This window comes from Psychroflexus aurantiacus, from assembly GCF_010820555.1.
Lineage (GTDB): Bacteria > Bacteroidota > Bacteroidia > Flavobacteriales > Flavobacteriaceae > Psychroflexus > Psychroflexus aurantiacus.
This window is the reverse complement of record NZ_JAAIKD010000001.1, coordinates 488,790-501,196: the sequence shown is the minus strand read 5'-3', so window position 1 is coordinate 501,196 and position 12,407 is coordinate 488,790. Positions and strand designations below refer to the sequence as shown.

The following is a 12,407-nucleotide window of genomic DNA, read 5'->3' as shown; positions in this document are numbered from 1 at the left end:
TTTAAAAACACATTAATTTTCAGCCTGTTTTACCTTCTCCAAATGTATGCCAAAGTCCATAATTCCTTTCAGGGTGTCCAAGGCTTCAATCTTTCCAAATTTTCGCATAGCCTGTATCACCGCTATATCATAGGTTCCCTGTTCAGTGAAAACCACATTGGATTTGTACCACAATTTACTTTCTTTTACGCTGCTCATACCGGTTCCCATCAGTTCTCCGTCAGGATAAGCCATTTCATATTCCAGGGTATCCCCAATCTGTTTCCCGTTGGGAAAAGTAATATGAGCAATGAGGTATAAATTATTGAATTCGTAATCTTGGTTGACCCGTGTTACAAAAAACAAATCATAAGGGCGAATGGTGTCGGGAGCCTCAAAGTCAAAAACCAGGGTATCGGTTTTCGGCCAGCCCCCGGTAAAGCTTTTATATTCTGAAAATACAAGATCTTCCTGGCAACTTACCAAACCCATACAAAAGCCAACTAAAAGCAAGAGTTTAAGAGTTTGCATTGTTCTTTTTAGACTTCTTATGTTTATTTGACTTTCTTTTATTTTTAGGTTTTTTTCGTTTTGGCTTATCAAAACGGGTTAAACTGTCCTGCCCGAAAGCATTGGAAAACTCCGCTTTTTCGACAGGTATTTCAGAAGTAAATTCTTCCAGACTGGCTACCGGGTTTTTTTCACGCTGAGCCTTTAAAATCTCCTTAACTGCGTCTGTATCGAGCTCAATCCAGTTGTTGTATTCCTTCTCGTAAGCATACCATAATTTCCCTTTGAAAATATCAATTTTCTGGCAAACGGCATCCCCTTTTTGCGTGGTGAGTTTTTGATCCTGTCTCGGGAAGTCTTTGAGAGCTTCCAGGTAGGTGTCCAGTTCATAATTGAGGCAGCATTTCAGCTTACCACATTGTCCGGCAAGTTTTAGCGGATTCAGCGATAATTGCTGGTATCTCGCCGCCGAAGTTTTTACCGTCCTGAAATCGGTTAACCAGGTAGAACAGCAGAGTTCACGTCCGCAGGATCCAATACCGCCAAGTCTGGCCGCTTCCTGTCTAAAGCCAATCTGACGCATTTCGATTCTCGTTTTGAACTCGTAGGCAAACTCTTTAATCAGTTGCCTGAAATCCACACGCTCTTCTGCGGTATAATAAAAAACGGCTTTGGAGGCATCGCCCTGAAATTCGATATCGCTTATTTTCATTTTCAGCTTCAGGCGGATAGCGATTTGTCTGGCTTTCACCTTCATCGCATCCTCGCGCTCTCTGGCGGCCTGCCAGACATCGATGTCTTTTTGAGAGGCTTTTCTGTAAACTTTTGGAATCTCCTTGGAAGCTGGGTCTGTGTTTTTCTTTTTCATCTGCACCCTCACCAGTTCCCCGGTAAGCGTTACCATCCCGATATCATGCCCTGGTGAAGCTTCCGTGGCTACAATATCTCCAATGGAAAGCGTTAGCTGTTCTGTATTTCTAAAAAATTCTTTCCTGCTATTCTTAAACCTGACCTCGACACAGTCAAAAGCTTTCTGTCCTCCAGGAAGCTCCACATCCGACAGCCAGTCAAAAACCGTCAGCTTATTACATCCATCTGTTCCACAAGTGCCGTTATTTTTGCAGCCTTTTGGCTGGCCATCTTTTCCGGTCGAGCAACTGCTACATCCCATACGTTCTATATATTGAAGCGCTTCATACTTAAAACGCTGAAGATTAATCTTTCTTATTCAGAATTTCAAAGATACCAAATAATTACTAGAGAGATTCCATTGCTTTTTTTAGTTATTCTGAATTTAATAGGGTGTAGCTTTAGTTTTTTCGATATTTGCTTCAAAAATTAACTTCACTTGAAACACCCCATATACATCAATGGTTTTGGATCTATTTCCGCTTTAGGCGATGACCGGGAAAGCATTCTGAAGCATTATCGAACCGATTCCACGCATTTCAAAGCCTTAGACTGGGCTAAAACCTCGGTCCTAGGAGCGAGTCTTCCTGCCTCATCTTCAGAAGAAATCCAAAACCTTGCTCAGGAAAACCCCCGGTACAAAGACCTGGACAAATCTGTGCTGATGGCGATGTTTACCGCCAGAAAAGCGATTTCAGGCTTAAGTTTTGAACCCGAATCCACAGGGATTAATATCGGGTCGTCCCGCGGAGCCACAGCCTTATTCGAAGCGCACCACAAAAGGTTTCTGGAGGGGAAAACACTATCGCCGCTCACGTCTCCGACCACCACCCTGGGGAATATTTCGTCCTGGGTGGCCCAGGATCTGGGTGTGGACGGCCCCAACATAAGCCATTCCATCACCTGTTCCACAGCCCTGCATGCCATGCTGAATGCCAAAGCCTGGCTGGAAGCCGACATGTGTGGCATGTTTCTGGTAGGCGGCTCAGAAGCGCCGCTGACGGAATTTACGGTCGCTCAGATGCAGGCTTTAAAACTGTATTCCAGACTGGATACCGATTTTCCCTGTGAAAGTCTGAAGCTGGATAAACGTCAGAATTCTCTGATTCTTGGGGAAGGCTCGGCAACGGCAGTCATGTCGAGATCTTCAGAACAGGCCTTGGCCCGGATCACGGGATTTGGGTATGCTACTGAACAGATCACACACAACATTTCCATTTCTTCGGACGCAGAATGCTTTCAAAAATCCATGAAAATGGCACTGCAGGAAGCCGGAAAGACCCGTGTAGATGCTGTTGTGCTGCATGCTCCGGGCACCAAAAAAGGAGACCAGGCCGAGGTGAATGCCATCCAAAACACATTTGAAACCATGCCCCTGCTCACCACCAACAAATGGAAGCTGGGGCATACCTTTGGCGCTTCAGGCATGTTGAATATCGAAATGGCCTTACTGATGCTGAAAACTGGCGAATTTTTTGAAACCCCGTTTTATAAGCAGCTCTCACCTTCAAAACCCATCACTTCAGTGCTGGTAAATGCCGTAGGTTTTGGCGGGAATGCCGTGAGTATTTTGCTGGAAAAACCATAGATTTAAAAATTAATTTGACTCAAATTTTATTCAGAATAGCTAATACACCTACTTTTTTCTATTTTTGAATCCTTAAATAAAATATCATGACAAGAAACGACTGGACCAAGGAAGAGATTTTAGATATTTATAATAAGCCTTTGATGGAGCTGCTTTACGAAGCAGCCACCGTACATAGAATACATCACGATCCCAATAAAGTGCAGGTTTCAACTTTGCTATCTATCAAAACCGGAGGGTGCCCGGAGGATTGCGGCTATTGCCCGCAGGCAGCGCGTTACCACACCGATATTGAAGGCAACGATCTAATGAGCGTTTCTCAGGTTAAGGCACAGGCCCTGAGAGCCAAAGCTTCCGGCAGTTCCAGAGTTTGTATGGGCGCAGCCTGGAGAAATGTAAAGGATGGTCAGGAGTTCGATAACGTTCTGGAAATGGTAAGAACCATCAACAAACTGGACATGGAGGTTTGCTGTACTCTGGGCATGGTGACAGAAAACCAGGCTCAGCGTCTGGCTGAAGCCGGTCTGTATGCCTATAACCATAATTTAGATTCTTCAGAAGAATATTATAAAGAAGTGATTTCCACAAGAGGTTACCAGGACAGGCTGGATACGATTGGGAACGTTAGAAAAAGCAATGTGACCGTTTGTAGCGGAGGTATTATTGGCATGGGAGAATCCCTGGAAGACAGAGCAGGGATGCTGGTGGCTTTAGCCACCTTGAATCCTCAGCCGGAATCTACACCCATCAACGCTTTGGTGCCTGTAGAAGGAACTCCTCTGGAAGAACAGCAAAAAGTATCGATCTGGGAAATGCTGCGCATGGTTGCTACCACCAGAATCGTGATGCCTGAAACCCAAGTGAGACTTTCTGCGGGGAGAACCGACATGAGCAGAGAAGGACAGGCGATGTGCTTTTTTGCCGGTGCCAACTCTATTTTTGCCGGAGATAAACTGCTGACCACACCAAATCCTGACGTGAACGAAGACATGGAAATGTTTAAACTCCTGGGACTGGAGCCTCAGAAGCCCTTTGAGAAAAAATCTCAGCCACAGTCGGTTTCTGCAGAAGAATCCCAGTACAAACCACTCGGTGAAAAACCAAAATGGTCGCGTCCCGGACATACGATAGAACGTAATGTCGAGGCCAAGCAAAAAGCCAAGACCAAGGTTTAGTCTGGAGAGACAGCCTTAGAGTTAAGATATCATAAGCTTCATTTTGGCAGATCCCGAAATGAAGCTTATTTTTGTTAGGTATGAAACCTGATGAAAAACTCAACCTGCAGACTGTCGACAGGGTAAAAAGCATTTCCCCTCAGGACTTTTTGGAGCAGTATGTGAAGCCTCAAAAGCCTGTGGTTATAGAGCAACTCACCAGGGAATGGCCTGCGTATGAAAAGTGGTCCCTGTCTTACCTGAAGGAGATCGCCGGAGATGTGGAAGTGCCTTTATACGACAACAGACCGGTTTCGGCCAAGAATAAGTTCAATGAGCCGCATGCTAAAATGAAACTTAAAGCCTATGTGGATCTTTTGAAAAAAGGTCCGACCGACTATCGTATTTTTTTGTTTAATATGATGAAAGAAGTCCCCGTACTTCAAAATCACTTCAAAATGCCGGCGCTTGGCATAAAATTTCTCAAAAAACTGCCCTTTCTTTTTTTTGGTGCTGAGAATTCGTCGGTGTTTATGCACTACGACATTGATTTTGCAAACATACTGCATATCCATTTCGAAGGGAAAAAGCGCTGCATTATCTATCCGCCTTCAGAAACCAGGTACCTGTATAAAGTTCCGAATGCCTTGATCAGTCTGAATGAAATTGATTTCAATGCCCCCGATCTGGAAAAGTTCCCCGCCTTGAAGCTGGCAAAGGGTTACGAAGCCTACCTGGAACACGGTGAAGCCCTGTATATGCCGGAAGGTTACTGGCATAATATGACTTACCTCACGCCCGGTTTTTCCATGAGTTTAAGAACCTTACCCAGAAGCCCTAAAAATTTGAGTAAAGCCATTTATAATCTGACGATCATGCGGGCTTTTGAAAATGTGATGCGGAAACTAAAAGGGGATGACTGGATCAACTATAAAAACAGGCTGGCCTATCGCAGGCAGGAGAAACGATTACAGAACGACTTACATCGGAAGTAAATCGTTGATGACATCGTAAATCAACTCGGTTTCATAGCCCTTATAAGCCAGGTGCTGATAGAGTTTCTGCCTTTTTTTGTAGGGGTCCTGCTCCTTCAGGCTGTTCAGTTTTTGCTCGGCTAAGTCCCTCAGCGTCGTGAGATACTCCTCTTCCTCAATTTCAGACAAGCCTGCTTTCAGATTGTAGGCAGAAATATTTTTAGCCTTAAGTTCTCTTGTAATTCTTAATCGGCCATATTTCTTTATTCTGAATTTGCCGCGGGCATAACTTCTGGCGAAGCGTTCTTCATTCAGGAAATCCTCTTCAATGAGTCTGGTGATGATGTAAGCCTGGGCATCTTCATACATCTGCAGATCTTTGAGTTTTTTCTCCACCTCCTGATGACAGCGGTCCTGATAGACGCAGTAATTCATCAGCTTCAACAGCGCTTCGTCTACGCTTAAGGATTTCCTGGGTTTGAAGTTTTCTCCTGGCATTTTCAGTTTGATCTGGCTGCAAAAATACGAAAACAAAAAACCCCATATCCGCTTGGGATATGGGGTTTTTAAAAATTGATATCAACACCTTAGACTTTGATGATTGACCCGTTTTGGTCATAAAAATGATATTCTAAATAATTGTAAGCATCCCTTGGCTGGATTTTCACCCATTTTTTGAAATCAAAGAACCACTTGCTTCTTGGAGAAGGAAAGCCTTTCATTAAGTAGGCAGCGATAAAAGGATGCGCAGTAAGCGTAATCTTCTTATCTCCTTTCTTCAGGATCTTTTGCAGATCCGCATTGATTTTATTGATAATCACGATTGGGGCTTCAATCTCACCGTCGCCTTTATTGGGGTCCGCCTCACGCGTTTTGATGTTCATCTCGGGACGAACACGCTGTCTGGTGATTTGGATTAACCCAAATTTACTTGGGGGCAAGATTTTGTGTTTAGCTCTATCATCGCTCATCTCATCTTTAAGATGTTCGTAAAGTTTTCTTCGGTTGTCTGGGTTGTTCATGTCGATAAAATCGACGACAATGATTCCTCCCATGTCTCTTAATCTCAACTGACGCGCAATCTCTGTTGCGCTTATCATGTTGACTTCGAGTGCTGTATCTTCTTGATTTTTGGCCTTATTACTTCTGTTTCCACTATTGACATCAATCACGTGCATAGCTTCTGTATGCTCAATGACTAAGTAAGCTCCTTTTTTCATAGTTACGGTTTTACCAAAAGACGTTTTGATTTGTCTTTCTATACCATACTTTTCAAATATGGGAACATTAGAATTATAGTGAGAAACAATAGATTCTTTGTCTGGAGATATTTTCCCGACATAATCTTTTATTTGTGTAAAAATGACATCATCATCTATGCTAATAGATGTAAATGAGTCGTTGAACATGTCTCTTAATATTGATGAAGCTTTACTAAGCTCACCCAAAACTTTCGATGGCTGATGTGCTTTGCTAAGCTTTTTGCACATGTTTTCCCATCGTTTCATCAAATTTTGAAGGTCTCTGTCGATATCAGCCACTTTTTTGCCTTCTGCAACAGTTCTGATGATGACGCTAAAACCTTTGGGTTTAATACTTTTTACTAATCGCTTGAGTCTGCTCTTTTCTTCTTTGCTTTCAATTTTCTGTGAAACTGAAACCCGATCCGAAAAGGGAACTAAAACAATATAGCGACCTGCAAGAGAAAGCTCACTGCTCAATCTTGGGCCTTTGGTAGAGATTGGTTCTTTTACAACTTGTACAAGAAGGGATTGGTTGGAGCTTAGCGTATCGGCTATCGATCCATTTTTATCGATTTCTTCTTCAAAAGGAAAATCCCTCAAAGAGAAATTTTTCAGTTGATTGGCGGTGGCTTTTTTCACAAACTTCAGCATTGTTTTGACGTTTGGTCCAAGGTCATGGTAATGTAAAAAACCATCTTTTTCATAACCGACATTCACAAATGCGGCATTGAGACCCGGTAAAGCTTTTCTAATTTTTGCTAGAAAAATATCACCAACAGAGAAATCGAATCCTTCTGTCTCTTTATGGAGCTCTATGAGCCTTCCATCTTTTAATAAGGCAAAATCTACAGCGTCGGAACTAGAACGTACTATTAATTCCTTATTCACGCTTATTAGATTTTAGAAGTCTGTAGGTTTTACAGACTAAAATTATACATAAGTAATCCTTGTATTTCAGTGATGAAAAGGATTACATTTTTAATTCGATTTAAAAATTCAATCGCTTTGAATTTTGATGTCAAAGAACGTATAGAATTAGAAAAAGTAGTGAGGCACTACTTTTTCTTGTGACGGTTAGCTCTGCTTCTCTTTTTTCTTTTGTGAGTGGCTACCTTATGTCTCTTTCTTTTTTTACCGCTTGGCATAGGCTTGTATTTTTTTTAGATTATTAAACTTATTTTACTTCTACGTTTTGCTTCACTCCTTCTACAAATATTTTAGCAGGTTTAAATGCCGGAATATTGTGGGCTGGAATTTTAATGGTTGTGTTTTTTGAGATGTTCCTCCCTGTTTTTTCCGCTCTTGTCTTCACAATGAAACTTCCAAAACCTCTAAGATACACATTATCTCCACCTTCTAAAGAATTCTTAACTTCATCCATAAAGGTTTCTACAGTAGCTTGAACTTCATTTTTCTCTAAGCCGAGTTTGTCTGAAATGTTGGCTACGATATCTGCTTTCGTCATAATTCAAAAATATTTATTCAGGATTAATCTTGATTTTTTTTGAGTTTGCAAATATAAGTAATTAATCCGCAATAATTAAACACAATGCGCTAAATAGTAGGCGGATATGAATTATACTTGCAAAAAACAAGGAATGAATTTCTCTAAACGTCTGCTGGATTGGTATAGGATAGAACACAGAGATTTGCCCTGGCGACACACCCGGGATGCCTATATCATTTGGCTGAGCGAAATCATACTGCAGCAAACCCAGGTCAAGCAGGGCCTGCCATACTTCCGTAAATTTGTCTCCCGTTTTCCTACGGTTCACGATCTGGCCAGGGCAAGCGAAGATGAGGTGCTGAAATTATGGCAGGGCCTGGGTTATTATTCCAGAGCCAGAAATCTTCATTTTACAGCCCAGTATGTTAGCAAAACCTTAAACGGCATTTTTCCCGACAATTATAAGGAGTTAAAAAGCCTGAAAGGCGTAGGCGATTATACCGCCGCTGCCATCGCTTCTTTTGCTTACGAGGAGCCCGTGGCCGTTGTCGATGGAAACGTACAGCGGGTGCTTTCGCGTTTTCTGGGCATTCATACTCCCATTAATTCTACCGAAGGAGTCAAGGAATTCAAACTAAAAGCCCAGGACATGCTCGATGCTTCCCAGCCGTCAATCCATAACCAGGCCATTATGGAATTTGGCGCGCTGCACTGCAGGCCCAAATCTCCAAAGTGTATGTTTTGTGTGTTTCAGGAGGACTGTGTGGCCTTTCGACAGGGGATTCAGGAAGAACTGCCCGTGAAAATAAAGACCGCTAAAGTCAAAACACGCTACTTTACTTACCTGGTAGTTACAGATTCAGAAGAAAACACCCTGGTTCAGCAAAGAAAGGGGGCAGGCATCTGGAAAGGCCTTTATGAATTTCCGCTTATGGAATCGGAAGCACCACAGGAACTGCCGGCTTCGGAAGACATCCTTTCCAGAATCAATCTGAAGACATCCTGCATACAGGGCATCCGTCTGTATAATGAAAAGCCAGTGGTTCATCTGCTGTCGCACAGAAAAATTTTGGCTTCATTCATAGAAGTTAAACTCAGCTGTAAACTTTCTGAAGTGGAACTTTTAGAACACCTGGAGCTTCAGAAAATAAAAGATTTAGGCCAACTGGCTGTGCCCGTGCTGATTCAGAATTTTATAGAATCTGAATTTTCCATGGCATAAATCTTTTTCTTACATTTACATAAATTTATTATTATGGCAGGAACACTGAACAAAGTCATGCTCATAGGCCACACAGGCGATGAAGTGAAAATGCATTATTTTGAAGGCGGAAATTGTATCGGGCGTTTTCCTTTGGCCACAAACGAAGAGTACATCAATAAATCCACCAACGAAAAAGTAAGCAACACCGAATGGCACAACATCGTTGTGAGAAACAAGGCTGCTGAAATTTGCGAAAAATACCTTAAGAAAGGTGATAAAGTGTATATAGAAGGACGCATCAAAACCCGTAAATGGCAGGATGACAAAGGCATGGACAGGTATTCAACTGAAATACAATGCCTGGAATTTACCTTTTTGACTCCAAAAGATGGAGCTAGTTCTGAAAGCATGGGATCTCCCCAGGCTTCTCAACCCAAGTCTGATTCCAAACCTTCTCCGGCCCCGCAGGCTATGGAAGAGGAAGAAGATGATTTACCCTTTTAAAACAAAAATTCTTTAAGTATTGGAACCCGACCCCTCGAGTTACATTTTATTTTCGGTAATAGAATTTAGCGAAATATTCAAGATTATACTTTTCTTTATTTTGCTCATATCCTCTGCGCTTATTTCAGGTTCGGAAGTGGCTCTTTTTTCCTTGAAACCCTCAGATTTTGATGTGAAGGAGGGAAATGTGTCCAAGCAGGAACAAATTATCATCAACCTGCTGGATAAGCCCAAAAAACTACTGGCGACGATTCTTATCGCCAATAATTTTATAAATATCGCCATCGTTTTACTCTACGCTTCCATCAGCGAAACCTTTTACGGAGACAGCGGAACCCTTTTTTTCGGAATAAGCCTCAAATTTATTATCGATGTAGGCCTGGTGACTTTCCTCATACTGATGTTTGGTGAGATTTTACCAAAAGTCTATGCCAACAGAAACAACGTGGAATTCGCACACTTCATGGCGGTGCCTCTGAGTATTCTGGACAGACTGTTTACGCCGCTGAGCTTGCCCATGCGATCCATAACCATTTTGATACATACCAGATTTGGCAAACAAAAAACCAACCTGAGTGTGGATCAGTTGTCCCAGGCCCTGGAACTCACCAGCGAGGAAGACACCTCCAAAGATGAAAAGAAAATCCTGCAGGGGATAGTGTCTTTTGGAAATACGGATACCAAACAGGTGATGCGCCCACGACTCGATATTTTTGCGCTTAATGTGGAACAGTCTTTCGCTGAAGTGGTCTCTGAAATTATGGAAAACGGCTATTCGCGGATTCCTGTCTATGAAGAAAACGTGGATAATATCACCGGCATCTTGTACATCAAAGATTTGCTGCCACACCTTCAGGAGAAAAATTTCGACTGGCAGGCTCTGGTCAGAGAGCCTTATTTCGTTCCCGAAAACAAGAAACTGGATGATCTTTTAGCCGATTTCCAAAATCAAAAAAATCACCTGGCCATTGTCGTCGATGAATACGGGGGCACGAGCGGTTTGATTTCCCTGGAAGATATTATCGAAGAAATCGTTGGAGACATCAGCGATGAGTTTGATGACGAAGACGTTATTTATTCCAAAATCAATAACTCTACCTATGTGTTTGAAGGCAAAACCCCTTTAAAAGACTTCTATAAAATCCTGAAACTGAGCGATCAGAAAATGGAAGAAATGGAGTCCAGTAAGGGAGAAGCCGAAACCCTCGCCGGCTTTGTCCTCGAGTCTGCAAAAGGCTTTCCGAAGAAAGGACAGCTCATTGCCTTCAGTAATTTTGATTTCACGGTAGAAGCTCTGGACAGCAAACGCATCGTGCAGCTCAAAGTGAAAATCAATAAAGACAATACCGTTGAAGATGCTTAGAATTTCCATAGCTTTTCTTTTGGTATTCATGACGTCCTGTAACCGGGCCAATCAGCCAAAACCCTCCGGATTTCTGGCGCTGGATTATGAAGAAGCCAGGTATAACAAAATCACGCTGGACTGTCCGTTCACCTTCGAAAAAAATGTGCGATCCACCTTAGAGCGAGATAATCCCGATAAACCCTGCTGGATCAACCTCGACTACCCCAGGATGAATGCTAAGATTTATCTCACCTATACGCCGGTGGAAGATAACCTGAGAGCACTGCTCATCGATGCCCAAAAGCTTCCGGAAAAACATACGATTAAGGCGGATCATATTGAAGTTAGTGTTTACGAAAACCTGGAAAAACAGACCTTCGGAAATTTTTACGAGGTGGAAGGCGACGCCGCGTCCCAGGCCCAGTTTTACCTCACCGACAGTACTTCTCATTTCCTGACGGGCTCCATTTATTTTGAAGTCCAGCCCAATTACGATTCCATTTTACCCGCCGCCAGCTATATCAAAGCCGACATGCGACATCTGGTGGAAAGCCTGGAGTGGAGGTAAAACCCCTTAATCCCTAAATAAAATATAATCCCAATGCTTTATAAAAGAGCATACTTTACATTTAGCTTAAAATTTTACACTATGAAAACAGGAATACTCAGTTTAGTTTTGGCTTCAGTTATGCTTACAGGCTGTAAAAACTCCAATTCCAGTCAGGAAGAGGAGATGGCCGAAGAAAAGGTTCAGACCACAGAACAGAAAGCGCCTGAATTTGACATTACGCCCATTTCTCATGCGACGGCCGTTTTTGAAATCGATTCCACGGTGTTTTATATCGATCCGGTAGGAGGCACTCAGGCTTTTGAAAGTCAGCCTTCCCCAGATGTTATTTTGATCACCGATATTCACGGGGATCACTTCAACCAGGAAACCCTGGAAGCGGTTTCGACTCCGGAAACCAGGATCATTGTCCCTCAGGCGGTCGCCGATCAAATGCAAGGGAAGTTTAGCAGCCGGTTGATTATACTCAATAACGGCGAAACCAAAGCTCTGAATGGTTTTAATATAGAGGGCATAGCCATGTATAACCAAGGCGATGAAGATAAAGTATACCATACCAAAGGCAGAGGCAACGGTTATGTGATAGCGAAAGGAGAACTTAAGGTGTATTTCTCCGGGGATACGGAAGGGGTTCCTGAAATGAGAAACCTGGACAATATCGACAAGGCTTTCGTATGCATGAACCTGCCCTACACCATGGATGTAGAGGCTGCAGCGGATGCGGTGCTGGCTTTTCAGCCTGCTGAGATCTATCCGTACCATTACCGGGGACAGGGAGGCCTATCGGATGTAGAGAAATTTAAAGCTTTAGTGAATAAAGGCAATGCGGCCATTGAAGTTAACCTGCTGGACTGGTATCCTCAGGCCGATTAAAACAAAAAACACCTAACTTATTTCAGGCTTTGGATTTTTTTCCAAAGCCTGAAAAGTTTTAACCCGATTTTATTAAACGTGCTGAAGAATAAAACTGACTTTTACAAA

At 42.7% G+C, this 12,407-nt stretch carries 13 protein-coding genes; 8 read left to right on the top strand and 5 right to left on the bottom strand.

Going from position 1 to position 12,407, the window contains the following annotated elements; translation table 11 throughout:
• Positions 1–12: 12 nt before the first annotated feature.
• Together G3567_RS02190 and G3567_RS02185 are read right to left on the bottom strand one after the other, a co-directional pair.
• Positions 13–510, bottom strand: a complete 498-nt coding sequence (locus G3567_RS02190) for a gliding motility lipoprotein GldH (protein WP_164003651.1) — start codon at positions 508–510, stop codon at positions 13–15.
• On the bottom strand, positions 497–1,660 hold the full coding sequence (locus G3567_RS02185; RefSeq protein WP_164003649.1) for a PSP1 domain-containing protein: 1,164 nt from the start codon (positions 1,658–1,660) through the stop codon (positions 497–499). The genes G3567_RS02190 and G3567_RS02185 overlap by 14 nt, the downstream gene beginning before the upstream one ends.
• A gap of 177 nt (positions 1,661–1,837) precedes the next feature.
• Between G3567_RS02185 and G3567_RS02180 the strand changes: the two genes are divergently transcribed.
• The 3 genes from G3567_RS02180 (at position 1,838) to G3567_RS02170 (ending at position 5,135) form a co-directional block, all read left to right on the top strand.
• A complete protein-coding gene (locus tag G3567_RS02180; RefSeq protein ID WP_164003647.1) occupies positions 1,838–2,986 on the top strand; it encodes a beta-ketoacyl synthase N-terminal-like domain-containing protein in 1,149 nt (382 codons plus the stop codon).
• A gap of 86 nt (positions 2,987–3,072) precedes the next feature.
• Complete coding sequence (bioB, locus tag G3567_RS02175; protein ID WP_164003645.1) at positions 3,073–4,161, top strand: biotin synthase BioB; 1,089 nt, start codon at positions 3,073–3,075, stop codon at positions 4,159–4,161.
• 80 nt (positions 4,162–4,241) lie between these two features.
• A complete protein-coding gene (locus G3567_RS02170; protein ID WP_164003643.1) occupies positions 4,242–5,135 on the top strand; it encodes a cupin-like domain-containing protein in 894 nt (297 codons plus the stop codon).
• Here the strand turns inward: G3567_RS02170 and G3567_RS02165 are convergent.
• The 3 genes from G3567_RS02165 to G3567_RS02155 all read right to left on the bottom strand — a co-directional run bounded on the left by G3567_RS02165 (position 5,121) and on the right by G3567_RS02155 (position 7,823).
• Positions 5,121–5,612, bottom strand: a complete 492-nt coding sequence (locus G3567_RS02165; protein ID WP_164003642.1) for a regulatory protein RecX — start codon at positions 5,610–5,612, stop codon at positions 5,121–5,123. The two genes, G3567_RS02170 and G3567_RS02165, sit on opposite strands and share 15 nt — an antisense overlap.
• Before the next feature lie 89 nt (positions 5,613–5,701).
• Positions 5,702–7,246, bottom strand: a complete 1,545-nt coding sequence (locus G3567_RS02160) for an Rne/Rng family ribonuclease (RefSeq protein ID WP_164003640.1) — start codon at positions 7,244–7,246, stop codon at positions 5,702–5,704.
• A gap of 286 nt (positions 7,247–7,532) precedes the next feature.
• Positions 7,533–7,823: an HU family DNA-binding protein gene (locus G3567_RS02155; RefSeq protein ID WP_164003638.1), complete on the bottom strand. Its 291-nt coding sequence runs from the start codon at positions 7,821–7,823 to the stop codon at positions 7,533–7,535.
• 133 nt (positions 7,824–7,956) lie between these two features.
• On the opposite strand from G3567_RS02155, the gene mutY reads away from it, so the two are divergent.
• The 5 genes from mutY to G3567_RS02130 all read left to right on the top strand — a co-directional run bounded on the left by mutY (position 7,957) and on the right by G3567_RS02130 (position 12,299).
• The gene (mutY, locus tag G3567_RS02150) at positions 7,957–9,027 is read left to right on the top strand and encodes an A/G-specific adenine glycosylase (RefSeq protein ID WP_164003636.1); all 1,071 of its coding nucleotides are present in this window, start codon (positions 7,957–7,959) and stop codon (positions 9,025–9,027) included.
• A 33-nt stretch (positions 9,028–9,060) separates the two neighbouring features.
• The gene (locus G3567_RS02145) at positions 9,061–9,513 is read left to right on the top strand and encodes a single-stranded DNA-binding protein (protein WP_164003635.1); all 453 of its coding nucleotides are present in this window, start codon (positions 9,061–9,063) and stop codon (positions 9,511–9,513) included.
• A 19-nt stretch (positions 9,514–9,532) separates the two neighbouring features.
• Positions 9,533–10,876, top strand: a complete 1,344-nt coding sequence (locus tag G3567_RS02140) for a gliding motility-associated protein GldE (RefSeq protein WP_164003634.1) — start codon at positions 9,533–9,535, stop codon at positions 10,874–10,876.
• The gene (gene gldD, locus G3567_RS02135; RefSeq protein WP_164003633.1) at positions 10,869–11,426 is read left to right on the top strand and encodes a gliding motility lipoprotein GldD; all 558 of its coding nucleotides are present in this window, start codon (positions 10,869–10,871) and stop codon (positions 11,424–11,426) included. The genes G3567_RS02140 and gldD overlap by 8 nt, the downstream gene beginning before the upstream one ends.
• Before the next feature lie 81 nt (positions 11,427–11,507).
• The gene (locus tag G3567_RS02130; RefSeq protein WP_164003632.1) at positions 11,508–12,299 is read left to right on the top strand and encodes an MBL fold metallo-hydrolase; all 792 of its coding nucleotides are present in this window, start codon (positions 11,508–11,510) and stop codon (positions 12,297–12,299) included.
• Positions 12,300–12,407 lie beyond the last annotated feature (108 nt).